The sequence below is a fragment of the Collimonas sp. GW821-FHT07E08 genome (genome assembly GCF_059418905.1).
Genome location: NZ_JBWKQR010000007.1, coordinates 229,985 through 252,553 on the forward strand (window position 1 = coordinate 229,985; position 22,569 = coordinate 252,553).

Consider the following 22,569-nt stretch of genomic DNA (forward strand, 5'->3'; position numbering starts at 1 on the left):
CTATGCCTGCCTATGCTTCCGACTGCTTTAATTGTGTTTTCAACACTTCAAATTCTTTTTCAAAATCCAGCGTCTTGCGCTGCGAACTCATCGCCATCAATGCATGCGACTGCCCTGCCGCATCCTGGTCGGGACGGATCCATACCCACAGCCTGCGTTCACGCACGTACAACATCGAGAACACGCCCAGCACCAGCAGCAGGCAGCCCAGGTATACCACCTTCTTGCCCGGCGAGCGGGTGACCTGGAACACCGATGCCTTGATCTCGTCAAAACCGGTCATTTGCAGATATACAGGCGCATTATAGAAGCTTGCATCCGACAGCGCATTGGTGGCCAGCTGCAGGAAGCGCGCATGCTTTTCATCGGCCGGCAGTTCTTTCAATCCATCTTTCTCCCGCGCAACTTGCCACAGGTCCCACATGCTGCCGTTGAGGATCTTCATGAAGATGTCGGCGGCCTTTTCCTGTTCCTGCGGCGGCACCTGTTCCAGGAACCTGGATATCGCCAGGTAGCCGGCCTGTCCGCCGGCTTGCTTGTCGCTGCCGGCGAACAAGGACAAGCCGCGCATGGCCGACTGCTCCAGCTGCACGCGCAGGGTGGCGATGCCCTCGCGGCTTTCGGGAATCGCGCGCTGCGCGTAACGATGCGCCGCCGCCTGGCGCAATTCGGGATTCAGCAGCGCCGCCCGCATGCGCATCCACTCTTGCACGGTATCCTCGTCATCGGCGGGAATGCGCAAATAGCGGAACGGCTCGTCCGGCGTGTCGCGCACCCCGGCCAGGAACACGTAGGCATCGTCGACCTTGATCGGCTGCATGTAATTGCTGAACTCGCGCGCCTGTCCGGTCTTGTCGCGCAGCTTGTATTGCACGCTCGGGCCGACATTCCTCAAATCCTTCTTGTTGGCGCTTTTTGCCGCGTTGCCCAGGTGGTTGCTCAAATCGTCGCTCAGGCGCTGGTTGAGGCTCTTGGATTTGGTCACGGCGCGCAAATCGTCACCCGACTGCGCCATATTTTCCACGTTAAACGGACGGAAACCAGACCACTCAATCGTATAGTCGGTATTACCGTTATTGGCTAAGGGCGTGCTGCCGTTGACCTCGCCGCTCACCGGAAAGGTGGCCTGGCTGCTGCCGGCCATCGGGTACGCAGTCAATTTGAGCTTGCTGCCGCCGTCCTCGAAACTCGACTGGTAGACCGCGATGCCCTTGTAGATCAAGGGCTGGTTGACCTTGATGGTGGCTGGGAAAGTATGGCCGTCGGCGTTATCCCGGATCACGACTTCGCTGGCAAACAGCTTGGGCATGCCGGTGCTGTAGAAATCGATGATGAATTTCTTGAGCTGGATCGTGAACGGCAGATCCTGGATCATCACGCCGTCCTTCTGCGGGATGATGGCGGTGCTGCTGGCGGAACCTTCGGGAATCAGCGTATTGCCGCGGAAGGTAGGATTGCCCAGCCCCAGGCGATGTTCTTCCGGGATCTGGGCGATGACGCCGCTGCCGTTAAACGGTGTTTTGCCGTATAGCCATTGCTGGGCGCGTATCGGCAGGTCGGAGTCCAGCAAACCGCCGATGCAGATGATCACGATCGCGCTATGGGCAAAGATGTAGCCCCATTTGTTGGCGGCGCCTTGCTTGGCGCTGATCAGGGTGGCGTTGTCTTTGGCCACCAGTTTGGTCTTGTAGCCCTTGGCGGCAATCCGCGCCGCCAGCTGCCGGGCCAGCACGGCCGGCGCCGTGGCCGAAGTCCATTCGGACTTGTGATGGAAATTGCGCAGCGATTGTTCCCGCACGTTTTCACGCCAGCTGCGCACGTCCTTCAGCATCTTCGGCGCATTGCGCACGATGCACAGGGAGGTCGAAATCACCAGGAAAGTCATGATCAGCAGGAACCACCAGGACGAATACACCGCGTACAAACCCAGCTTGCCGAACACTTCAAACCAGAACGGGCCGAACTGGTTGACGTAGTTCGGCATCGGCTCGTTCTGCTTGAGCACCGTGCCGATCACCGAGGCGATCGCGATGATCGTCAGCAAGCTGATGGCAAACCGCATCGACGACAACAATTCCACCGCGTCGGCCAGCCAGCGCCGGCTGGTCTTCAGCTGGATTCCCGCAGTAGTTATCTCGTCAACCTTGATTTCGTTACCAGTGCTCATAGCCAATTTGTCTCTTTGAAAAGAAAAAGGGGCGGCCTAGGCCACCCCTGAATTCACACACTTTTCTTATTATTTTTATCTCAATCCAGCGATGTAGTCTGCAACTGCCTTGATTTCATCATCCGACATGCGCTTGGCGATGGTCGCCATCATCGGGCCGTTCTTGCGGGTGCCATTGCGGAAGTTGGTCAGCTCGGTCACAGTGTAGTCCTGGTGCTGGCCGCCGACGCGCGGGAACTGCGCCGGGATGCCGGCGCCGTTCGGGCTGTGGCAGCCGGCGCAGGCCGGAACGCTCTTTTCGGCGATCCCGCCGCGATAAATCTTCTTGCCAAGTTCCAGCGTATCCTTGTCCTTGGCGGCGCCCGGCTTGGCCGGCTGCGCATCCAGGTAGGCTGCGATGTTTTTCATTTCATCGTCGGTCAGCACTTTGGCCAGCGGCGACATGATCGGATTGTTCCGGTCTGCGCCCTGGAAATTCGTCAATTGCTTGTGGATGTATGCCGCATGCTGGCCGCCCAGCTTCGGGTTGGTGCTGATGGTCGAGGCCCCCGCTGCGCCATGGCAAGAAACGCAGGCGGTAATGTTGCGCGCTGCGTCGCCATTGGTATACAGTGCTTCGCCCTTGGCTGGATCCGCTTTGGCAGGCCCGGCTTTTGGCGCATCCGCTGCATGGGCAACGGAGGAAAGCGCGAGCACTGCAACGAAGAAAGATGTCACTACTGGAAAAAACGCACGGTTCATTCAAACACCCTGAGACTTGATTTTAGAATTCGGTGGCGACGAAGCTGGCCGGCTAAGCTACATCAACCGATCGCCTGGCTCCCAAAGGCTATCAGCTGCGTATAAGGTAATGCTAAGCGGAACAGCAGTACATAACCCCTTATTGTACAATAGCTTTCCGGCATTTTTGCCTCCCCTTACCGCATTTTCTGCTCAACCCATGTCCCTACTTTGGCAAGCCCGCTTCTTTACCACGGTCAATCATCTTCGAGACTTGCCAACTTTGCAAGTCCCCGAGATCGCTTTCGCCGGCCGCTCCAACGCCGGAAAATCGACCGCCATCAATCTTTTGTGCAATCAGAAGAAGCTGGCCTTTGCATCTAAAACACCTGGCCGTACCCAGCACATCAACTATTTTTCGATAGGCGGCGCCCACGTCGCCCAGCATCGCAAGGATGAAACCAGGATCGACGAGATCCGCGCCTTGCTGGTCGACTTGCCCGGTTACGGTTATGCGGAAGTGTCCGGTTCGGCCAAGCTGCACTGGCAGCAATTGCTCGGCGACTATGTGCGCCGCCGCCAGCAGCTGGCGGCGCTGGTGCTGATCGTCGACTCGCGCCGGCCGTTCACTGAACTCGATGTGCAAATGGTGGAATGGTTTGCGCCTACCGGCAAGCCGATTCATTGCATCTTGAGCAAATCCGACAAGCTCAACCGCAACGATGCGACCAACGCGTTGCGCCAGGCCCGCACTTTCCTGGCCAGCTACGTCGATGAAAACAACCAGCAGCTGCCGTTTACCGCACAACTGTTTTCAGCGCTGAACCGCAACGGGCTGGAAGAAGCCAATGATCGCATCCTGGAATTGGCCGGCCTGACTGGCGCCGCCGGCGAAGTGCCTGGCGCAGCCGCAGCAGGCGACGGCGAAGAAGAAGTTTAGTCACTGCGCCAAGCATAAAAAAGCCCTGGAGAAAGGGGAATATCTCCAGGGCGCAATGCCTTATCACCAAAAGCGATACGGCCCCGCTCAGGGAGGGAAGCGGGAGGCGAATGATGCACCTATTGCTAGGAGAAGGACTGACCCGAAAAAGTTCACGACTTTTTTATTTTTCGGCGAAAATATTAGCGGAGCAAACCACAAAATTGCTTCCCACCCACCCGATATCTCAGAAACCGACATGCCATATTCTCAGAAAACCGCCCAGTTTCCAGCCATCCGCATGCGCCGCATGCGCAAAGATGCTTTTTCGCGCGCGATGATGCGAGAGAACACCATCACCACCGCCGATCTGATTTACCCGGTCTTCCTACTGGATGGCAAGAACCAGCGAGAGAAAATCAATTCGATGCCGGGAGTTGAGCGTCTGTCAATTGATCAACTGCTAAATGTGGCGGAAGAATGCGTGGCGTTGGGAATCCCAGTCATCGCCTTGTTCCCTGTCATTAATCCATCGCTGAAAACCCCGGACGGCATCGAGGCCACCAATCCGCAAGGTTTGATCCCACGCGCAGTGCGTGAGCTGAAACAGCGTTTTCCAGAGCTCGGCATCCTGACCGACGTGGCCCTCGATCCCTACACCAGCCACGGCCAGGACGGCGTGCTCAATGCAGACGGTTACGTGCTCAATGATGAAACCTGCGCCATCCTGGTGAAGCAGGCGCTGACCCAGGCCGAGGCTGGGGTGGACATCGTGGCGCCGTCCGACATGATGGACGGCCGCATCGGCGCGATCCGCCATGCCTTGGAAACCCACCATCACATCTACACCCGCATCATGGCTTATTCGGCCAAGTACGCCTCGGCGTTTTACGGGCCGTTCCGCGATGCGGTCGGTTCTTCCGCCACGCTCGGCAAGAGCAACAAGAATACCTACCAGATGGACCCGGCCAACAGCAACGAGGCTTTGCATGAAGTCGCGCTGGACCTGGCCGAAGGCGCCGACATGGTGATGGTAAAGCCGGGCATGCCCTACCTGGATATCGTGCGCCGCGTGAAAGACGAATTCAAGGTGCCGACCTTTGCCTACCAGGTCAGCGGCGAGTACGCGATGATCAAGGCTGCCGCCCAGAACGGCTGGCTCGACCACGACAAGACCATGATGGAAGCCATGATGGCGTTCAAGCGCGCCGGCGCCGACGGCGTGCTGACGTATTTTGCGCTGGATATCGCCCGTCACTTGAAAAAAGGCTAAGCGCCCGCTGCTGGAAAAGAGCCGTGCCGGATCTGCAAAAACCGGCCCGGCTTCCAACAAACGCGCCGCTGACGTAGCCTTTGGCAAGGTCGGCGAACACGCCCTAAAAGCAGGCATATCAGCTTGAAATCCTTCTTTTTTGCATCCAGGCCACAATAATTACAAGTTCGTGCATTTAGGTTTGACCACATAGACGATAATAATTATCATTCACGTCTTTATCCCCGGTCAGCCATTCTTCTCAAACCCGACTACGTCGCGCTGCGAGCAAGACCAGCCAGCACCAGCACTCCCCCACCCGCAAAGAAATATGACAATGACCTCGCTCAAGAGTCCTCCGCATCTTATCGTCCGCCGCTATCCAACAGCGGTCGCACTGGCTTTCCTGAGCCTGCCTGGGCTGGCCCAAACCGCTGCCGCTCCGGTCACCGCCGACGATGCCACCACTTCAACGCTGGAATCGATCCAGGTCAGCGCCGATTGGCTCGGCAGCGGCTTGCAAAACAGCGTGAAACGTTTTCCGGGGGCGCGCACCGTAGTCAAGAAAGAAGAAATCGAAAATAGCGGCGCCTCCAACATCGGCGATGTGATGCGCCGCATCCCGGGCGTGCAGTCGACCGACAATTCCGGCACCGCCGGCAGCGCGATTTCGCTCAATATCGGCGTGCGCGGACTGACCGGACGCTATTCGCCGCGCTCTACCGTGCTGCTGGACGGCATCCCGATGGCGGTGGCGCCATATGGCCAGCCGCAGCTGTCGTTTGCGCCGGTCAGCCTGAACAACATCGAAGCCATCGACGTCGTGCGCGGCGGCGGCGCGGTGCGCTACGGTCCGCAAAACGTCGGCGGCATCATCAATTTCAAGACACGCTCGATTCCGGCCGAGCCTGGTTTCAACGGCGACGCCAGCGTGCGCTACAACGGCTATAGCGGCGGCGAAACGAACAAGCAATACAGTGCATTCATCGGCAGCCAGCTCGGCACTGACCTCGACCCCGGCCTCGGCCTGGCGCTGCTGTACTCCGGTTCCGACGGTTCCAGCTGGCGCGCAGGCAGCCGGGAAACGGTCAACGATTTTGCGCTGAAATTCCGTTACCAGCTGACTCCGGGTTCGGAGCTCTACGGCAAGGTATCGTATTACGACGTCAACTCGCGTACGCCCGGCGGCTTGACCGTGGCGCAATATAATGCCGATCCTTTCCAGAACACGCGCCCTACCGATTTCTGGAGCGGTACGCGCAAAGGCATCGATGCCGGCTATCTCAACACACTGTCGGCCACCCAGGAATTCGAAGTCCGCGCTTACTACAACGAAAGCTTCCGCCAGAGCGTATTGATCTCGGGCGCCAACCTGGTCCACCAGCCGCGCAATTACGAGGTGCTGGGCATCGAACCGCGCTACACGCAGCGTTTCGACCTGGGCCAGACCACCAACGACGTCTCGGTCGGCTACCGTTATATCCGCGAGCGCGGCAACGACAACAGCTTCAATGAGTCCATCGCCAGTGGATTGCTGACGCCGCAGACCACCTTCAACAACGCCACCGATGCCCATGCCGCCTATATCGACGACAAGATTTCGTTCGGCGCATGGCGCGTCACACCGGGCGTGCGTTTCGAGCATATCAACTCTACCCGCGACGACCTGAAGGCGCGCAGCACCTACCAGACCACCAACAACAAGGCCCTGCCGTCGCTCAATATCGCCTACCTGCTGACGCCGGACCTGACCTTGTTCACCAACTACACTACCTCGTTCGGGCCGGTGCAGAACCTGCAGCTGAATTCGCAGTCCGCCGCCAATCCGCTGATCCCGGAACTGGCGAAAACCGTGGAAGCCGGCGCCCGCTGGAAGAGCCGCCGGCTGTCGGCCGAGGTGACGCTATTCGACATGCGCTTCGACAACCAGATCCAGCAGGTTGCAGGGACGGTGCCGGCAACCTTCATGAATATCGGCAAAACCAAGCACCAGGGTATTGAAAGCGCAGTCGACTATACCTTCGACAAGGACAGCAAATTGGCGGGCTTGAACCTGTTCGCCAACTACAGCTACACCCGCGCGCTGCAGGAATCGGGACCGACCCGCGGCCTGGACGTGCCGTTCTATTCGCGCAATACCGATACCGTCGGCTTGCGCTACCGGCATGGTCCGTGGGGCTTCAACCTGTCGAGCACGCATCAAAGCAAGCAGTTCGCCGACAATGCCAATATCATCGCCGAAAGCGCGGACGGCAGCAACGGCGAGATCCCCGGTTTCCGCACCTGGAATGCCCAGGTCGACTGGAAGGTGCCGGGCGCCAAAGGCTTCGACATCCTGGCCGGCGTCAACAACCTGGCCGATAAACGTTATTACACCCGCAACGTCGACAGCAACGCCGGACGCATGGTCGGCGCGCCGCGCATGGTGTATGTGCAAGGACGCTATACGTTCTAAACAGTTGCCATACAGCGGCTTTTTGCCGCACTCAGCGAAAAAATGGAAGCCCGGTCTCGGCTTCCATTTTTTGTTCGAGGAAACCCTCCTCCTGCATTGCCCGGGCTTTCGGTTACCATGCAAAGCAACAACATCGATCGCGGCAAGCGACAGGAGACAAAGATGCAAGAGAAAGTGATTACCCTGGCGACGCCGGTATTCTTTTTATTGATATTCATCGAGCTGGCCGTCGGCCTGCTGCGTCGGCGCAATACCTACCGCCTCAACGATGCGATCAACAGCATCAGCCTGGGTGTCCTGAGCCAGGTTTCCGGCGTGTTCATGCAAGTGCTGCGCATCGGCATCTATGCCTGGCTGGCCAGCCGCATCGCTCTGTTCAAGCTGCCGGCCGACAGCCTGTGGGTATGGCTGTCCGGCTTGCTGCTCTACGACCTGTGCTATTACTGGCTGCATCGCTGCGGCCATGAAGTCAACGTCTTGTGGGCGGCCCATGTGGTGCACCATCAAAGCGAAGACTACAATCTGTCGACCGCGCTGCGCCAGACCAGCAGCGGCCCGTTCCTGAGCTGGATCTTTTATGTACCGATGGCGCTGCTGGGCTATCCGGTCGAAGTGTTTGCCGCCGTGGCGCTGGTCGACCTGCTTTACCAGTTCTGGGTGCATACGCAGCAGATAGGCCGGCTGGGATGGCTGGACCGGGTGCTGGTGACGCCTTCCAACCATCGCGTGCACCATGGCGTCAACGATATCTACCTGGACAAGAATTACGGCGGCATCCTGATCCTGTGGGATCGCCTGTTCGGCACCTTCATCGAAGAGCGCGACCAGGATCCCGTGGTGTACGGCACCCGCAGTCCCCTGCGCAGCTGGAACCCGATCTGGGCCAATTTCGAAGTCTACAAAGTCTTGTGGCTGGACGCCTGGCGCGCACAGCGGCTGGGCGACAAGCTGCGAGTCTGGCTGAAGGCGCCGGGCTGGCGTCCGGCAGATGTTGCGGCAAAATGGCCGGCCACGCCTTTCGATATCGCCCGGCCGCTGTATCATCCGCAGCTTAGTGTTGCCGCACAGGCCTACTGCCTGGTGCAATTCACCATCGTGCTGCTGGTCACCACGCATTTCCTGGCGGCGCAGGCCGTCATGTCGTGGCCGCCGGAGCTGGCTTACGCTGCCTGGCTGGCGGCAGGATTATGGATAGTCGGCGGCCTGATGGAGATGCGGCCGCACTACATCGCACTGGAAGCATTGCGCCTGGCCGCGACCGGCGCCGGGGTAGTGGTCGGCAAGGTCTGGTTTGGTGCGGTATCCTTGTCACCGCTGGCACAAGGCGGCATCATCGCCGTATCGCTGCTCTCGATGATCGCCCTCTGGCTTATATTTAAACGCTTCTCGACAATGCATGGACATCTTTCTCATCAGTGACAACCAGGTCAGCCAAAGCAAGGAAATACCAGATACCGTACCGGTCAAAGGTTTCCTGTGGATCGACGCCACCCACGAGGAAGTAGGCGCCGATCCTGAAGCCTGGCGCAACGCCATCGCGCTTGCCACCGGCGTGCAGATCTACGATCCGCACATGACGGATACGCTCAACCCGAACCATCCTTCGTATTTCGATTCAACCCAGGATTACGGCATGGTGGTGTTTCGCAAGCTCATGCTGAATAACAACGGCAATCTTCGCACAACGGAAAACGGCGTTCCGATCGCCGTCGACAAGATTGCTGCGCCACCAGCCGCGGCTGCCGAAAGTGAAGCGAGCAAGCGCCGGATTCCCGCGGCCTTGAGCAAGCTGGCGACGCAGCCGGTGACTTTCCTGATCATGGACCATGCGCTGGTTACCGTTCACGAACGCGCCAGCCGCACCATCGATGCGGCGCGCGCGCGTTTGCTCGACCTTTGCAACAAGACTGAAAAGACGCCGCACTCGACGCGTCCGCCAACCTCGCCGGAAGATCTGCTGCTGCGCCTGATCAACGCCATGGTCGACCAGTACCTGGACTTGCGCCAGCCGCTGACCACGCAACTGGACCGCTGGCAACGCGCGCTGCTCGATCCGCGCCGGCCGTTCAAGGACTGGATGGCGCTGCTGGATGCGCGGATCGAATTGCGCAAGCTGGAAAACCTGTGTGAAGAGCAGCACGACGCCATGCAGGAATTGCGCGATTATTTCGTCGACATCGACGACGGCATTGAAATAAGCCGCGCCAAGGACTTGCTGCTGGTGCGCATCAACGATGTGATGGAGCATATTACGCGCGTGCTGAACCACGCGCGCCGGCTGGAGTCGTCGATCGAATCGGCGGTGCAGATCCATTTTTCCGCGGTCGCTCATCGCACCAACGAGATCATGCGCACGCTGACCGTCATCACCGCATTGTTCATGCCGCTGACCCTGATCACAGGGATCTTTGGCATGAATTTCGAAGTCATGCCCCTGCTCAAAAATGCATTCGGCTTCTGGCTGACAATGGGCAGCATGGCGCTGATCATCGTCGTCATGCTGGTATTCTTCCAGCGCCGGCGCTACCTGGAAAGCCAGGCGCTGGACCGGCGCTAGCGCTTTCCGGCATATCAAAAAAGAGCCCCGCAGGCAAACCGGCGGGGCTCTTTTTCGAGACGCTGCGGGAAAACTGCAGCAGGCAATCAGTCGCGATTAGGCTGCGGCGTCAGGCGCAGGTAAGGACGGATCGCCTTGAAACCCTTGGGAAATTTCTGCTTGAGCACCTCGGGGTCCTGCAGCGACGGCACGATCACGACATCCTCTCCATCTTTCCAGTTTCCTGGCGTGGCGACCGAATAATTATCGGTCAGCTGCAGGGAGTCGATGACGCGCAGGATCTCGTCGAAATTGCGGCCGGTGCTGGCTGGATAGGTAATGATCAGGCGCACTTTCTTGGCCGGATCGATCACGAACAGCGAACGCACAGTCGCCGTTGCGCTGGCATTCGGATGGATCAGGTCATACAGTTCCGACACCTTGCGGTCGGCATCGGCGATGATCGGGAAACCAACCACGGTGTTCTGCGTTTCGTTGATATCCTTGATCCATTCCTGATGCTTGTCGGCAGGATCCACAGACAGCGCGATCACTTTCACGCCGCGCTGTTCAAATTGCGATTTCAATTTGGAAGTCAGGCCGAGTTCAGTGGTGCAGACCGGCGTAAAGTCAGCCGGATGGGAAAACAGCACTACCCACGAATCGCCGGCCCAGTCATAAAAATTGATCTTGCCGAGCGATGAGTCCTGCTCAAAATCGGGGGCGACGTCGCCAAGGCGTAAAGTCATTTCAGTCTCCTTTGGATTGCATGGGGAATTGCAAAAACATCGAACTAAAACTATACCCTGTCGCAGCCGCGGCCAAAAGAATTTTATCTACTATCTACATAACCGCAGGTTGGATACAAAATGAGCACGCATAGCGATCAGCTATCCAGCACCGACAATGATTGCAGGAACTTATCGGCGTTCTGGTAACCGATGACGCGTCCGCGAGGGACTTCCTGTCCCTGTCCGTCAAACAATATGATGCCTGGCGGTCCAAACAGGTTAAAGCGCTTGAGCATGGCCTTGTCGTCCGCGTTGTTGGCCGTGACGTCGATTTGCAGCAGAATCATTTCGCCGAAGCGCGCTTGCACGCGCGGGTCGGTGAAAGTGAGTTTTTCCATTTCCTTGCACGATACGCACCAGTCGGCATAAAAATCCAGCAATGCCGGCTTGCCGCCGGTTTGGGCCAGGGCAGCATCCAGTTCGGCCACCGATTTGACTCGGACAAATTGCGTATGCGCGCTTTGCTGCGCTCCGCCCAAGTGCGCCAACGGCGCCAGCACATCGCGCCCGCCGCTGATGCCGCTGACCAGCTGCACCACGCCGCACACCATGAACACCACGCCGAATGCCTTGGCGAACCAGGCCGACGATTTACCCCACAGCAGGTATGCGCCGTAGCCTATGCCCAGCGCTGCCCAGCCCAAAATCTGCGCCAGCGCCGGAATCACCGGCGCCACCATCCATAACGCCACTGCCAGCATCAGCATGCCAAAGAAACGTTTTACCGATTCCATCCAGGCGCCGGCGCGCGGCAACAGTGAACCGGCGGAAATGCCGACCAGCACCAGCGGCACGCTCATGCCGGCCGCCATCGCAAACAGCGCGCTGCCGCCGACCACTACGTCACGGGTCTGGCTGATGTACACCAAGGCGCCGGCCAGCGGAGCTGCCACGCACGGTCCGACGATCAATGCCGAAATCGCGCCCATCACAAACACGCCGATCAGCTTGCCAGCCGATTGCTGGCCGGAGGCTTGCGTCAGCCTGGTCTGGAAAGCCGCAGGCAGTTGCAGTTCATAAAAACCGAACATGGAAAGCGACATCAGCACCATCAGCAAAGCAAATGCCGACAATACCCAGGGATTCTGCAAGGTGGCGGCCAGGCCTTCGCCAGCCAGGCCGGCAGCAACGCCCAGCGCGGTGTAGACCAGCGCCATCCCTAGCGCATAGGTCACTGAAAGCAGGAAACCGCGGCCGCGGCTGACCTTGGTGCCCTCGCCGACAATGATCGACGACAGGATGGGCACCATGGGCAGGACGCAAGGCGTGAAGGCGAGCCCCAGCCCCAGCAGCAGGAACAGCGGCATGATCACCAGCAGTTTGCCGCCCTTCAGCGACGATTCGATGCGTCCGCTCTCGGTATCGGCAGGAGCGGATGGAATCACGCTCCTAGGCGCCTGTACGGCGGCCGCAGAGGCATTGCCGCCTGCGACCGGCGTATCGATGGCGCTGCCGCCTTTCGCGATACCCATCGCGCTTAGCAGGCCGCCTGCGGAGCTGCCGCCGGCGGTAGACAGGCTGATGCTCGAATCCATGGGTGGGTAGCACAGTCCCTTGTCGGCGCAGCCCTGGCCGGTGGAAATCAGCGTGAAGCTGCCGTTTGCCTCGACCGGCAAGCGGATGGTGACGCTGTGGTGATAGGTTTCGACATTCTTGTTGAAGGTCTGGTCGAACTTGACGGTGCCGGCAGGGATCTGCGGTTCGCCCAGCGTGGCGCCTTCGGCCTTGAAATGGAAACGCTCGCGATACATGTAATAGCCGTCGGCAATCGCGTAGGTCACTTCGGCTGTCTTGGCATCGGCCATGCGCGCTGAAAACTTGAACGCCACTTCCGGCGCCAGGTAGTCGTCTTCCTCGGCATGCGCCAGGCACAGCGCGAACATCATGGCAAACAACAGGGACAATTGCCTAATGTGCTTAATAAGGTGCTTAAACATTCACGTCCTTTTGGGTTTCTGCAGTAATCCAGTCCAGGTAGGCCGGCAAACCGGCCACGATCGGCAAGGCAATAATTTCCGGCAACGCGTACGGGTGGGCCGCCTTGATTGCAGCTTCCAACTCCGTGTAACGCGCGGCGGCAGTCTTGATCAGCAAAGTCGCTTCGCTGGCCTGCTCCACCACGCCTTGCCAGCGATACACCGCTTGCACGGCTGGCAGGATATTGACACAAGCTGCCAGTTTTCGTTCTACCAGCTGCCGTGCCAGCGCTTGCGCGCTGGCTGCATCCGGCAAGTTGGTGAGTATAAGCAAGGCGTCTGACATAGTCGGTTCCCCAGGGTGATCCTTACAATCGGCGCCGCGGTTCAATATCATGGCGCAGGGCCAGGGAATGGCGCACAAAACGCAAAAAAGCCAGGCTAGGCCTGGCTTTTGATTTTAACGCAGCTGGGCTGGTTAAGTTAGCTGACTGAGTTGACTAACTTAGTCAGCTGTCGGTACATCAGCAGCATCGCTGATTTCAGGACGGTCCAGCAGCTCGATGTAAGCCATCGGAGCGTTATCGCCAACGCGGAAACCCATTTTCAGGATGCGCAGGTAGCCGCCGTTACGGTTTGCGTAACGTGGGCCCAGCTCAGCAAACAGCTTCAGGACCATTTCGCGGTCACGCAGACGGGCGAATGCCAGGCGCTTGTTCGCCAGTGTGTCGGTCTTGCCCAATGTCAGGATCGGTTCGATCACGCGACGCAGTTCTTTTGCCTTCGGCAATGTGGTCTTGATCGCTTCGTGGCGCAGCAGCGAAACAGTCATGTTGCGCAACATGGCGAGGCGGTGGGAAGAAGTACGATTTAATTTACGGAGGCCGTGACGGTGACGCATGGTAATTCCTTTCAGTTTTTGAGTTTACATCCAGCTCTTCGATCGACTTCGGCGTGTTGCCTGGGTCGCGGGCCGGTTGAAATTAAGTGCAACAATGGATACAACAAGGGTGGAGCCGATAAAACGCGTCCAGGGACGAGGCCCAAGGGCGTGATTCTATCCCACCCCTGGCCGAACAACAAATATTACTTTTCCAAGCCTGCAGGCGGCCAGTTTTCCAGCTTCATGCCCAGTGTCAGACCACGGGACGCCAGGACTTCCTTGATTTCGTTCAAGGACTTGCGGCCCAGGTTTGGCGTCTTCAGCAGCTCATTTTCGCTACGCTGGATCAGATCGCCAATGTAGTAAATGTTTTCTGCTTTCAGGCAGTTCGCCGAACGTACTGTCAGTTCCAGGTCGTCGACCGGGCGCAACAGGATCGGATCGACTTGCGGTGCGCGCGATGGAGCTTCGGCAGCAGCTTCGGTGCCTTCCAGCGCAGCGAACACGTTCAGCTGGTCAACCAGCACGCGCGCCGATTGGCGAATCGCTTCTTCCGGAGTGATCACGCCATTGGTTTCAATGTTGATGACCAGCTTGTCCAGGTCGGTACGCTGTTCCACACGCGCCGATTCAACAGCGTAGGAAACACGGCGGACCGGCGAGAACGATGCGTCCAGGATGATGCGGCCGATGGTCTTGTTGGCATCTTCCGTCAAGCGACGGACGTTGCCGGGCACGTAACCGCGGCCTTTTTCAACCTTGATCTGCATGTCGAGCGCGCCACCGGCTGTCAGGTGGGCAATCACGTGTTCCGGATTGACCAGTTCGACGTCATGCGGCAGGTCGATGTCGGAAGCCAGGACTGCGCCTTCGCCATCTTTTTTCAGGGTCAGCGTGACTTCGTCACGGTTATGCAGCTTGAATACGACGCCCTTCAGGTTCAGCAGGATGTCGACTACATCTTCCTGCACGCCGTCGAGCGACGAGTATTCGTGAACCACGCCGGCAATCGTCACTTCAGTCGGCGCGTAGCCAACCATCGACGACAGCAGCACGCGGCGCAGCGCATTGCCCAAGGTGTGGCCGTAACCACGTTCAAACGGTTCCATCACGACTTTAGCGTGGCCGGCACCCAGTGCTTCTACTTCGATAATACGTGGCTTCAACAAGCTGTTTTGCATGAAATGTCCTTTTCAATACCCTCGGCTCGTTACACCGATAAGGCTGATGGCATTAAGGGTGGCGCCGATAATCCTGAAGATTGCCGGCGCCACCCTGATGAAAAAGCCCCGCCTGCGGAAAATATGACTGCAGGCAGGGCCGGAAAAACTGAAATTAACGCGAGTACAGTTCGACGATCAGCGATTCGTTGACATCGTTGGCGATTTCGTTGCGGTCTGGCAGGGACTTGAAAGTACCTTCCATTTTCTTTGCATCGACCGAAACCCACGATGGCATGCCGCCTTGTTCTGCCAGCGACAGAGCTTCAACGATACGCACTTGCTTCTTGGCTTTTTCACGAACGGCAACAACGTCGCCAGGCTTCACTTGGTAAGACGCGATGTTGACCACGTTGCCGTTGACGGTGAACGCCTTGTGCGAGACCAATTGACGGCCTTCAGCACGGGTCGAACCGAAACCCATACGGTAAACAACGTTGTCCAGGCGCGCTTCCAGCAAACGCAGCAATGTTTCGCCGGTGTTGCCCTTGCGACGGTCCGCTTCAGCGAAATAACGGCGGAACTGGCGTTCCAGGATGCCGTACATACGCTTGACCTTTTGCTTTTCGCGCAATTGGTTGCCGTAGTCGGAGGTACGTGCGCCCGATGTGCGGCCATGCTGACCTGGCTTGGAATCCAGTTTGCACTTGGAATCCAGCGAGCGGCGTGCGCTCTTCAGGAACAGGTCCGTACCTTCACGACGGGAGAGTTTTGCTTTAGGTCCGATATAACGTGCCACGATGCTTCCTTTTAAAAATATGACGCCGAGACATTACTGCCTTTTGCGGTCGACAACCGACCTGGCGCTAGTCCGGTTTGCTTTCAACCAGACAGTGGGCTTAAGAACAAAACCCGCCAAGGTCATTGGCGGGCAACTTGCAATCGCTGCTGCAGGCAGCAGCGACAATCAGAATCGATTTAGATACGACGACGCTTAGGTGGGCGGCAGCCGTTATGCGGTACTGGCGTCACATCTTGAATCTGGGTGATCTTGATACCCAGGTTGTTCAATGCACGAACCGCGGATTCGCGACCTGGGCCTGGGCCCTTGATGCGAACTTCCAGGTTCTTCACGCCACATTCCACAGCCACTTTACCAGCGGCTTCGGCTGCAACCTGCGCTGCAAATGGAGTCGACTTGCGGGAGCCTTTAAAGCCAGCGCCACCAGATGTCGCCCACGACAACGCGTTACCTTGACGATCGGTAATCGTGATGATGGTGTTGTTGAAAGACGCGTGGATGTGCGCGATGCCTTCAGCAACGTTCTTTTTAACTTTTTTACGCACACGTGCTGCTGCGGCGTTATTTGGGGACTTTGCCATAATAATTTCCTTGAATCCGACTACCTAAGAACAATCAGTTGCCACGGAAGCGTGGCAGCTTAATTATTTCTTCAGCGATTGAGCGGCTTTGCGCGGGCCCTTGCGGGTACGAGCATTGGTACGAGTACGTTGGCCACGGCAAGGCAAGCCTTTACGGTGACGCATACCACGATAGCAACCCAGATCCATCAAACGCTTGATGTTCATCGACAGTTCACGACGCAGGTCACCTTCGACGACGAATTTTGCAATTTCGTCGCGCAGCTTTTCCAGCTCGTTATCGTCGAGATCTTTGATCTTCTTCGTAGTCAAAATACCCGTGCTCTCGCAAATTTCTTGTGCGCGTGGGCGGCCAACACCGTAGATGGCTGTCAAGCCGATGACGGTGTGCTGATGATTGGGGATGTTGACCCCTGCAATACGTGCCATTCGTTATTCCTCGATCAATAACGTTAATTAACCTTGGCGCTGTTTATGGCGCGGTTCCGTACAAATGACGCGAACTACGCCTTTGCGCTTAATGATCTTACAGTTGCGGCAGATCCGCTTGACTGATGCGAGCACTTTCATTTTTGCCCTCTTTCGTTCTAGGTTCTAATTGCTGTTACTTGGTACGGAACACAATCCGTGCCCGGCTTAAATCATAAGGTGTCAATTCCACTGTCACCTTATCTCCTGGCAGGATACGAATATAGTTCATGCGCATCTTGCCAGAAATATGACCGAGGACGATATGTCCGTTTTCCAACTTGACTCTAAATGTTGCATTGGGGAGATTCTCAAGAATCTCGCCTTGCATCTGGATAACGTCGTCTTTTGCCATTCGGTCTACTGGTTCCTCTGGTCGTTCATCTCAACTTACCGCGTCGAAACGCCGCCCTTGAAATTTGCCTTACGCAGCAGCGAATCATATTGCTGCGACATCACGTAATTCTGTACCTGCGCCATGAAGTCCATGGTGACCACTACGATAATCAACAGCGATGTACCACCAAAATAGAACGGTACCTTCCAGCGAGCGATCAAGAATTCGGGAACCAGGCACACTACCGTGATATAGACCGCGCCAACCAGAGTCAAACGCATCAAGATCTTGTCGATATAACGTGCTGTCTGTTCACCTGGACGAATCCCCGGCACAAACGCGCCGCTTTTCTTCAGGTTGTCTGCCGTTTCCTTGCTGTTGAATACCAGCGCAGTGTAGAAAAAGCAGAAGAACACAATCGCAATCGCATACAGCAAAGCATGAATCGGCTCGCCTGGCGCCAGTGAAGCCGCCATATCCTTCAGGAAGTTGACCACCGGATTGGTTGAATCACCGGAAGTAAACCAACTCGTGATTGTCGCAGGAAACAAGATGATCGAGGAAGCAAAGATTGGAGGAATCACACCAGCCATATTCAGCTTCAGCGGCAAATGACTGCTTTGACCGCCATAAATCTTGTTGCCCACCTGGCGCTTGGCATAATTCACCAGGATCTTGCGCTGGCCGCGCTCGATAAACACCACCAGGTATGTCACGCCGGCTGCGATCAGACAAATCAGGATCGCCGACAAGGCACTCATGGAACCGGTACTTACCTGCCCGAACAAACCACCGATCGCATTTGGCAAACCAGCTGCGATACCTGCAAAAATGATGATCGAGATACCATTGCCAAGACCACGCTCGGTAATCTGTTCACCTAACCACATCAAAAACATTGTTCCTGTCACCAGCGTCACAACTGTCGTGAAGCGGAAAGCCAGGCCTGCATCCAGCACCAGGCCGGGCTGCGATTCCAGCGCTACTGCAATCCCCAGGGCCTGGAACGTCGCCAGCAACAGCGTACCGTAACGGGTGTACTGGGTAATCTTGCGGCGGCCGGATTCGCCTTCTTTCTTCAACGCTTCCAGCTGAGGCGACACAATCGACATCAATTGCATCACGATCGAAGCCGAGATATACGGCATGATCCCCAGCGCAAACACGGTGAATCGCGACAATGCACCACCAGAGAACATGTTGAACATGCCCAAAATGCCGCCCTGGTGCTGCTTAAACAATTGCGCTAACTGCGACGGGTCAATTCCCGGTACAGGAATATGCGCACCGATACGATATACAACCAATGCAGCAAGCAAGAACCACAGACGGCCCCAAGGGAAGCCGCTCGCAGCACTCTTTGCAAGTTGGGGAGAAGTCGCCACTTATTGCTCCATTGCTACGAGTTAGAACGACAAATTAAGCAACCGATCCGCCCGCCGCTTCAATCGCAGCTTTTGCACCCTTGGTAACGATCAAGCCTTTGAGCGTTACCTTCTTGGTGACTTCGCCCGACAGGATGACGCGTACCACGCGTGCCAGCTCGCCGATCACACCAGCTTGCTTCAACACCAGGATATCGATTTCAGTTACCGGCAGGTTTTCCAGGTCCGACAAACGAACTTCAGCCTTGTACGGCGTTGCCATCGACTTGAAGCCGCGTTTTGGCAAACGACGTTGCAGAGGCATCTGACCGCCTTCAAAGCCGACCTTGTGGAAACCGCCCGAACGCGATTTTTGACCCTTGTGACCGCGGCCGGCTGTCTTACCCAGGCCCGAGCCGATACCACGACCAACGCGACGCTTGTAATGCTTGGCGCCATCTGCAGGTTGAATAGTATTCAATTCCATAATTTGCTCCGTTCGCAAGCCAAAGCTTACGACACCACTTTCACAAGATAGGACACTTTATTGATCATGCCGCGCACAGCTGGGGTGTCTTGCAATTCGGAAACCGAATTGACACGACGCAGGCCCAGGCCGCGAACTGTCGCGCGATGAGTTTCGCGCGTGCCGATCAAACCCTTGATCAATTGTACTTTTACAGTCTTTGTCATTTTGATCACCTTAGCCCAGAATTTCTTCAACGGACTTGCCGCGCTTGGCAGCAATTTCCGATGGCGTGTTCATCTTTGACAAGCCGTTCAAAGTAGCACGAACCATGTTGTAAGGATTGGTCGAACCAGTGGACTTGGCCACAACGTTCGTCACACCCAGTACTTCGAAGATCGCGCGCATTGGACCGCCGGCGATGACGCCAGTACCGTCTTTAGCTGGCAGCATCAGCACCGATGAGGCGCCATGCTTGCCGGAGATTGCGTGCTGCAATGTACCGTTCTTCAGCGTTACCTTGATCATCTTGCGACGGGCTTCTTCCATCGCCTTCTGCACTGCAACCGGCACTTCCTTGGATTTGCCCTTGCCCATGCCGATACGGCCATCGCCATCACCAACAACAGCCAATGCTGCGAAACCCATGATACGACCACCCTTGACCACTTTGGTCACACGGTTGACCGCGATCATTTTTTCGCGCATGCCATCATCCGGCTTATCGCTTTGCATTTTCGATTGCATTTTTGCCATGACGATTCTTCCTTAGAACTTCAGACCGGCTTCACGGGCGGCATCTGCCAGCACCTTGACGCGGCCGTGGTAACGGAAACCGGAGCGATCAAACGCAACTTCGGTAACTCCTGCTTTCAGTGCCTTCTCGGCAACGCGCTTGCCAACCAGAGATGCAGCTGCCGTATTGCCGCCTGCACCGGACTTGCCGGCCAGTTCTGCACGTACTTCAGCTTCCAGTGTGGAGGCCGAAGCCAGCACTTTAGCGTCAGGGCCGATGATGCTGGCGTAAATGTGCAAGTTGGTACGATGCACTGCCAGGCGGTTCACCTTTAACTCTGCGATCTTGGCACGCGTTTGGCGTGAGCGGCGCAGACGTGATTGTTTCTTATCCATCGTCAACCCCTATTACTTCTTCTTGGTTTCTTTAAGGATTACCACTTCGTCCGAGTAACGAACGCCCTTGCCCTTATACGGCTCAGGTTCGCGGTAAGCACGAACTTCTGCAGCAACCTGACCAACACGTTGCTTGTCGATACCCTTGATCAGGATCTCGGTTTGCGTCGGCGTTGCCACGGTCACGCCTTGCGGCATTTGGTGAACCACCGGATGCGAAAAACCGAGCGACAGATTCAACTTGTCACCTTGTGCTTGCGCACGAAAACCCACGCCAACCAGGTTCAGCTTCTTTTCGAAACCCTTGGTTACGCCATTGACCATGTTGTTGACCAGAGCACGCAGGGTGCCTGACATCGCATTGGCTTCGCGGCTGTCGTCAGCGGCAGCGAAATTCAGCGTGCCGTTGTTGTTTTCGATTTTTACCAGGCCATTCAAAGCCTGGGAAAGTGAGCCCAATGGGCCCTTAACTGTGATCTGCGCTGCTGTAATGGTCGCTTCCGCGCCAGTTGGCAGTGCAATCGGCATTTTACCTACACGAGACATATTGCACTCCTTAGGCGACGTAGCAAATAACTTCGCCACCGACACCGGTTGCGCGCGCTTTGCGGTCCGTCATGACACCAGCAGGTGTCGAAATAATTGCCACACCTAAGCCGTTCATCACGTTAGGGATGTCATCTTTGCCCTTGTAGATCCGCAGCCCTGGACGGGACACACGATCAAGACGTTCGATAACAGGACGGCCGGCGTAATACTTCAAACCGATTTTGAGTTCCGCTTTGCCGCCTTCTTCTGCGACAGCGAAATCTTCAATGTAACCCTCGTCCTTGAGGACGTTGGCAATCGCAATCTTGACCTTCGACGATGGCATTGCCACGGTTGTCTTGTGAACTACTTGCGCATTGCGGATACGGGTCAGCATATCGGCGATAGGATCGCTCATACTCATTGCATATTCTCCTATTACCAGCTTGCTTTAGTCATACCCGGAATTTCGCCACGCATGGCGATTTCACGGAGCTTAATACGGCCCAGACCGAACTTGCGGAAAGTGCCACGTGGACGACCAGTCAGGGAGCAACGATTACGTTGACGTGTCGGAGCCGAGTTACGTGGCAGCGCTTGCAATTTCAAGCGAGCTTCGTAGCGCTCTTCTTCCGATTTCGATTGGTCATCAATGATTGCCTTCAACTCGGCACGCTTGCCGGCGTATTTCTTTACCAGGTCAGCGCGCTTTTGTTCACGGTTAATCAGTGCCAGTTTTGCCATGGCAACCTCAGTTTCTGAACGGAAATTTAAATGCGGCGAGAAGCGATTTTGCTTCGTCGTCGGTCTTTGCAGTCGTCGTGATACTGATATTCATACCACGCAACACATCAATCTTGTCGTACTCAATTTCGGGGAAAATGATCTGCTCTTTCACGCCGATATTGTAGTTACCACGACCGTCAAATGCGCGACCGGAAACGCCACGGAAGTCACGAACGCGCGGCAGCGCGACAGTGATCAGGCGATCCAGGAACTCGTACATCTGAGCGCCACGCAATGTAACCATGCAACCGATTGGATAGCCTTCACGGATCTTGAAACCCGCGATAGCTTTCCGTGCCTTGGTCACGACTGGCTTCTGACCTGCAATCTTGGTCAAATCGCCAACAGCGTGTTCAATGATCTTCTTGTCCGCAATCGCTTCCGACAGACCCATGTTCAGGGTGATCTTCAGGATGCGCGGCACTTCCATTACGGACTTGTAAGCGTATTTCGCTGTCAGGTCGGTAACGACTTTTTCTTTATAGAATTCTTGGAGACGGGCCATGATCTCTTAAACCTTAACAACTTCGCCACTGGACTTGAAAACGCGGACTTTCTTGCCATCCACATCTTTAAAACCAACGCGATCTGCCTTGCCAGTTGCAGCGTTGAACAACGCCACATTTGACACGTGAATTGGCATCAACTTGTCAATGATGCCACCAGTTACACCAGTCATCGGGTTCGGCTTGGTTGCTTTTTTAGCAACGTTGATGCCTTCTACGACAACGTGGTTAGCATCAACGCGTTGCTTAACAACACCGCGCTTGCCCTTGTCTTTACCAGTCAGGACGATTACTTCGTCGCTTTTCCGAATCTTATCCATCTCGACTCCTTACAGCACTTCAGGCGCGAGCGACACAATCTTCATGAAGCGCTCAGTGCGCAGTTCACGAGTGACTGGTCCAAAAATACGCGTACCAATTGGCTCAAGCTTCGCGTTCAGCAGCACTGCTGCATTGCCATCGAACTTGACCAACGAACCATCTTGACGGCGAACACCTTTAGCGGTCCGCACGACAACGGCGTTATAGATCTCGCCTTTTTTGACGCGACCACGTGGCGCTGCCACTTTGACGGTAACCTTGATCACATCACCAATGCTGGCATAGCGACGCTTGGAACCACCCAGAACTTTGATACACATAACTTCGCGTGCACCAGTGTTGTCGGCTACTTCGAGCCGGCTTTCCGTTTGAATCATAATATTTTCTTTCCCAACTTAACTCGCTGCCGCACGATGCGGATTTACGGTCAGTCTTGGTCCTGTCAGGGCAACTCTGCTGAGCGCACTGCTTAGGTGGACG

General features: G+C 56.5%; 28 protein-coding genes. 5 read left to right on the forward strand and 23 right to left on the reverse strand.

Annotation, left to right across the window (positions count from 1 at the left end):
• Positions 1-10: 10 nt before the first annotated feature.
• Both AC07RZ_RS11405 and AC07RZ_RS11410 read right to left on the reverse strand, forming a co-directional pair.
• On the reverse strand, positions 11-2,167 hold the full coding sequence (locus tag AC07RZ_RS11405; protein WP_144740182.1) for a cytochrome c biogenesis protein ResB: 2,157 nt from the start codon (positions 2,165-2,167) through the stop codon (positions 11-13).
• A 75-nt stretch (positions 2,168-2,242) separates the two neighbouring features.
• On the reverse strand, positions 2,243-2,908 hold the full coding sequence (locus AC07RZ_RS11410; RefSeq protein WP_092394456.1) for a c-type cytochrome: 666 nt from the start codon (positions 2,906-2,908) through the stop codon (positions 2,243-2,245).
• Positions 2,909-3,107: 199 nt separating this feature from the next.
• Between AC07RZ_RS11410 and yihA the strand changes: the two genes are divergently transcribed.
• The 5 genes from yihA (at position 3,108) to AC07RZ_RS11435 (ending at position 10,070) form a co-directional block, all read left to right on the forward strand.
• A complete protein-coding gene (gene yihA, locus AC07RZ_RS11415) occupies positions 3,108-3,827 on the forward strand; it encodes a ribosome biogenesis GTP-binding protein YihA/YsxC (RefSeq protein ID WP_144740188.1) in 720 nt (239 codons plus the stop codon).
• Between the two features lie 238 nt (positions 3,828-4,065).
• Entirely contained in the window at positions 4,066-5,079 is a 1,014-nt protein-coding gene (gene hemB, locus AC07RZ_RS11420; protein WP_494668009.1) for a porphobilinogen synthase, read from the forward strand.
• Positions 5,080-5,395: 316 nt separating this feature from the next.
• On the forward strand, positions 5,396-7,513 hold the full coding sequence (locus tag AC07RZ_RS11425) for a TonB-dependent receptor family protein (protein ID WP_494668022.1): 2,118 nt from the start codon (positions 5,396-5,398) through the stop codon (positions 7,511-7,513).
• 162 nt (positions 7,514-7,675) lie between these two features.
• Complete coding sequence (locus tag AC07RZ_RS11430) at positions 7,676-8,932, forward strand: sterol desaturase family protein (protein WP_494668010.1); 1,257 nt, start codon at positions 7,676-7,678, stop codon at positions 8,930-8,932.
• Positions 8,910-10,070 (forward strand): magnesium transporter CorA family protein, encoded by a 1,161-nt coding sequence (locus tag AC07RZ_RS11435; RefSeq protein WP_494668011.1) that lies wholly within the window; start codon positions 8,910-8,912, stop codon positions 10,068-10,070. The genes AC07RZ_RS11430 and AC07RZ_RS11435 overlap by 23 nt, the downstream gene beginning before the upstream one ends.
• A gap of 86 nt (positions 10,071-10,156) precedes the next feature.
• Here AC07RZ_RS11435 and AC07RZ_RS11440 read toward each other — a convergent pair whose 3' ends face one another.
• The 21 genes from AC07RZ_RS11440 to rplN all read right to left on the reverse strand — a co-directional run bounded on the left by AC07RZ_RS11440 (position 10,157) and on the right by rplN (position 22,466).
• Complete coding sequence (locus AC07RZ_RS11440) at positions 10,157-10,798, reverse strand: peroxiredoxin (RefSeq protein ID WP_494668012.1); 642 nt, start codon at positions 10,796-10,798, stop codon at positions 10,157-10,159.
• A 137-nt stretch (positions 10,799-10,935) separates the two neighbouring features.
• Entirely contained in the window at positions 10,936-12,777 is a 1,842-nt protein-coding gene (gene dsbD, locus AC07RZ_RS11445; protein ID WP_494668013.1) for a protein-disulfide reductase DsbD, read from the reverse strand.
• Entirely contained in the window at positions 12,770-13,102 is a 333-nt protein-coding gene (gene cutA / locus AC07RZ_RS11450; protein ID WP_144740209.1) for a divalent-cation tolerance protein CutA, read from the reverse strand. The genes dsbD and cutA overlap by 8 nt, the downstream gene beginning before the upstream one ends.
• Before the next feature lie 159 nt (positions 13,103-13,261).
• Positions 13,262-13,657 carry a 50S ribosomal protein L17 gene (rplQ, locus tag AC07RZ_RS11455; RefSeq protein WP_092394434.1) on the reverse strand — a complete coding sequence of 132 codons (396 nt, stop codon included), beginning with the start codon at positions 13,655-13,657 and terminating at the stop codon, positions 13,262-13,264.
• 185 nt (positions 13,658-13,842) lie between these two features.
• Entirely contained in the window at positions 13,843-14,820 is a 978-nt protein-coding gene (locus AC07RZ_RS11460) for a DNA-directed RNA polymerase subunit alpha (RefSeq protein ID WP_061532025.1), read from the reverse strand.
• Positions 14,821-14,974: 154 nt separating this feature from the next.
• The gene (rpsD, locus tag AC07RZ_RS11465) at positions 14,975-15,598 is read right to left on the reverse strand and encodes a 30S ribosomal protein S4 (RefSeq protein ID WP_092356384.1); all 624 of its coding nucleotides are present in this window, start codon (positions 15,596-15,598) and stop codon (positions 14,975-14,977) included.
• A gap of 179 nt (positions 15,599-15,777) precedes the next feature.
• Positions 15,778-16,182 (reverse strand): 30S ribosomal protein S11, encoded by a 405-nt coding sequence (gene rpsK / locus AC07RZ_RS11470; protein WP_014004417.1) that lies wholly within the window; start codon positions 16,180-16,182, stop codon positions 15,778-15,780.
• Between the two features lie 63 nt (positions 16,183-16,245).
• A complete protein-coding gene (gene rpsM, locus AC07RZ_RS11475; RefSeq protein ID WP_092394431.1) occupies positions 16,246-16,611 on the reverse strand; it encodes a 30S ribosomal protein S13 in 366 nt (121 codons plus the stop codon).
• 27 nt (positions 16,612-16,638) lie between these two features.
• Positions 16,639-16,752, reverse strand: a complete 114-nt coding sequence (gene rpmJ / locus AC07RZ_RS11480; RefSeq protein ID WP_014004415.1) for a 50S ribosomal protein L36 — start codon at positions 16,750-16,752, stop codon at positions 16,639-16,641.
• A 34-nt stretch (positions 16,753-16,786) separates the two neighbouring features.
• Entirely contained in the window at positions 16,787-17,005 is a 219-nt protein-coding gene (gene infA, locus AC07RZ_RS11485; RefSeq protein ID WP_014004414.1) for a translation initiation factor IF-1, read from the reverse strand.
• A 35-nt stretch (positions 17,006-17,040) separates the two neighbouring features.
• Positions 17,041-18,372 (reverse strand): preprotein translocase subunit SecY, encoded by a 1,332-nt coding sequence (gene secY / locus AC07RZ_RS11490; RefSeq protein WP_014004413.1) that lies wholly within the window; start codon positions 18,370-18,372, stop codon positions 17,041-17,043.
• Positions 18,373-18,406: 34 nt separating this feature from the next.
• On the reverse strand, positions 18,407-18,838 hold the full coding sequence (gene rplO / locus AC07RZ_RS11495) for a 50S ribosomal protein L15 (RefSeq protein WP_494668014.1): 432 nt from the start codon (positions 18,836-18,838) through the stop codon (positions 18,407-18,409).
• A gap of 26 nt (positions 18,839-18,864) precedes the next feature.
• Positions 18,865-19,044 (reverse strand): 50S ribosomal protein L30, encoded by a 180-nt coding sequence (gene rpmD, locus AC07RZ_RS11500; RefSeq protein ID WP_038494775.1) that lies wholly within the window; start codon positions 19,042-19,044, stop codon positions 18,865-18,867.
• 10 nt (positions 19,045-19,054) lie between these two features.
• Positions 19,055-19,573 carry a 30S ribosomal protein S5 gene (gene rpsE, locus AC07RZ_RS11505; RefSeq protein ID WP_014004410.1) on the reverse strand — a complete coding sequence of 173 codons (519 nt, stop codon included), beginning with the start codon at positions 19,571-19,573 and terminating at the stop codon, positions 19,055-19,057.
• A gap of 12 nt (positions 19,574-19,585) precedes the next feature.
• Positions 19,586-19,948 carry a 50S ribosomal protein L18 gene (gene rplR, locus AC07RZ_RS11510; RefSeq protein WP_041741098.1) on the reverse strand — a complete coding sequence of 121 codons (363 nt, stop codon included), beginning with the start codon at positions 19,946-19,948 and terminating at the stop codon, positions 19,586-19,588.
• A 12-nt stretch (positions 19,949-19,960) separates the two neighbouring features.
• On the reverse strand, positions 19,961-20,494 hold the full coding sequence (gene rplF / locus AC07RZ_RS11515) for a 50S ribosomal protein L6 (protein WP_041741097.1): 534 nt from the start codon (positions 20,492-20,494) through the stop codon (positions 19,961-19,963).
• A 10-nt stretch (positions 20,495-20,504) separates the two neighbouring features.
• Positions 20,505-20,900, reverse strand: a complete 396-nt coding sequence (gene rpsH, locus AC07RZ_RS11520) for a 30S ribosomal protein S8 (RefSeq protein ID WP_014004407.1) — start codon at positions 20,898-20,900, stop codon at positions 20,505-20,507.
• 14 nt (positions 20,901-20,914) lie between these two features.
• Positions 20,915-21,220: a 30S ribosomal protein S14 gene (gene rpsN, locus AC07RZ_RS11525; RefSeq protein ID WP_014004406.1), complete on the reverse strand. Its 306-nt coding sequence runs from the start codon at positions 21,218-21,220 to the stop codon at positions 20,915-20,917.
• 7 nt (positions 21,221-21,227) lie between these two features.
• Positions 21,228-21,767 (reverse strand): 50S ribosomal protein L5, encoded by a 540-nt coding sequence (rplE, locus tag AC07RZ_RS11530; protein WP_061538670.1) that lies wholly within the window; start codon positions 21,765-21,767, stop codon positions 21,228-21,230.
• 6 nt (positions 21,768-21,773) lie between these two features.
• On the reverse strand, positions 21,774-22,088 hold the full coding sequence (gene rplX / locus AC07RZ_RS11535) for a 50S ribosomal protein L24 (protein ID WP_061538669.1): 315 nt from the start codon (positions 22,086-22,088) through the stop codon (positions 21,774-21,776).
• Between the two features lie 9 nt (positions 22,089-22,097).
• Positions 22,098-22,466, reverse strand: coding sequence for a 50S ribosomal protein L14 (gene rplN / locus AC07RZ_RS11540; RefSeq protein WP_014004403.1), 369 nt, complete (start codon positions 22,464-22,466; stop codon positions 22,098-22,100).
• Positions 22,467-22,569: the final 103 nt, after the last annotated feature.

Excerpts from the sequence above, each read along its gene's own strand:
- rpsK (WP_014004417.1), bottom strand. The coding sequence starts at position 16,182 with ATGGCAAAGTCCCCAAATAACGCCGCAGCAGCACGTGTGCGTAAAAAA.
- AC07RZ_RS11460 (WP_061532025.1), bottom strand. The coding sequence starts at position 14,820 with ATGCAAAACAGCTTGTTGAAGCCACGTATTATCGAAGTAGAAGCACTG.
- yihA (WP_144740188.1), top strand. The coding sequence starts at position 3,108 with ATGTCCCTACTTTGGCAAGCCCGCTTCTTTACCACGGTCAATCATCTT.
- rplX (WP_061538669.1), bottom strand. The coding sequence starts at position 22,088 with ATGGATAAGATTCGGAAAAGCGACGAAGTAATCGTCCTGACTGGTAAA.
- AC07RZ_RS11430 (WP_494668010.1), top strand. The coding sequence starts at position 7,676 with ATGCAAGAGAAAGTGATTACCCTGGCGACGCCGGTATTCTTTTTATTG.
- rpsE (WP_014004410.1), bottom strand. The coding sequence starts at position 19,573 with ATGGCAAAAATGCAATCGAAAATGCAAAGCGATAAGCCGGATGATGGC.
- dsbD (WP_494668013.1), bottom strand. The coding sequence starts at position 12,777 with ATGTTTAAGCACCTTATTAAGCACATTAGGCAATTGTCCCTGTTGTTT.
- rplO (WP_494668014.1), bottom strand. The coding sequence starts at position 18,838 with ATGGAATTGAATACTATTCAACCTGCAGATGGCGCCAAGCATTACAAG.
- cutA (WP_144740209.1), bottom strand. The coding sequence starts at position 13,102 with ATGTCAGACGCCTTGCTTATACTCACCAACTTGCCGGATGCAGCCAGC.
- AC07RZ_RS11425 (WP_494668022.1), top strand. The coding sequence starts at position 5,396 with ATGACCTCGCTCAAGAGTCCTCCGCATCTTATCGTCCGCCGCTATCCA.
- AC07RZ_RS11440 (WP_494668012.1), bottom strand. The coding sequence starts at position 10,798 with ATGACTTTACGCCTTGGCGACGTCGCCCCCGATTTTGAGCAGGACTCA.
- hemB (WP_494668009.1), top strand. The coding sequence starts at position 4,066 with ATGCCATATTCTCAGAAAACCGCCCAGTTTCCAGCCATCCGCATGCGC.
- rplE (WP_061538670.1), bottom strand. The coding sequence starts at position 21,767 with ATGGCCCGTCTCCAAGAATTCTATAAAGAAAAAGTCGTTACCGACCTG.
- AC07RZ_RS11405 (WP_144740182.1), bottom strand. The coding sequence starts at position 2,167 with ATGAGCACTGGTAACGAAATCAAGGTTGACGAGATAACTACTGCGGGA.
- rplF (WP_041741097.1), bottom strand. The coding sequence starts at position 20,494 with ATGTCTCGTGTAGGTAAAATGCCGATTGCACTGCCAACTGGCGCGGAA.
- rpmD (WP_038494775.1), bottom strand. The coding sequence starts at position 19,044 with ATGACAAAGACTGTAAAAGTACAATTGATCAAGGGTTTGATCGGCACG.
- rpsN (WP_014004406.1), bottom strand. The coding sequence starts at position 21,220 with ATGGCAAAACTGGCACTGATTAACCGTGAACAAAAGCGCGCTGACCTG.
- rplQ (WP_092394434.1), bottom strand. The coding sequence starts at position 13,657 with ATGCGTCACCGTCACGGCCTCCGTAAATTAAATCGTACTTCTTCCCAC.
- AC07RZ_RS11410 (WP_092394456.1), bottom strand. The coding sequence starts at position 2,908 with ATGAACCGTGCGTTTTTTCCAGTAGTGACATCTTTCTTCGTTGCAGTG.
- rpsH (WP_014004407.1), bottom strand. The coding sequence starts at position 20,900 with ATGAGTATGAGCGATCCTATCGCCGATATGCTGACCCGTATCCGCAAT.
- rplR (WP_041741098.1), bottom strand. The coding sequence starts at position 19,948 with ATGGATAAGAAACAATCACGTCTGCGCCGCTCACGCCAAACGCGTGCC.
- rplN (WP_014004403.1), bottom strand. The coding sequence starts at position 22,466 with ATGATTCAAACGGAAAGCCGGCTCGAAGTAGCCGACAACACTGGTGCA.
- AC07RZ_RS11435 (WP_494668011.1), top strand. The coding sequence starts at position 8,910 with ATGGACATCTTTCTCATCAGTGACAACCAGGTCAGCCAAAGCAAGGAA.
- rpmJ (WP_014004415.1), bottom strand. The coding sequence starts at position 16,752 with ATGAAAGTGCTCGCATCAGTCAAGCGGATCTGCCGCAACTGTAAGATC.
- infA (WP_014004414.1), bottom strand. The coding sequence starts at position 17,005 with ATGGCAAAAGACGACGTTATCCAGATGCAAGGCGAGATTCTTGAGAAT.
- rpsM (WP_092394431.1), bottom strand. The coding sequence starts at position 16,611 with ATGGCACGTATTGCAGGGGTCAACATCCCCAATCATCAGCACACCGTC.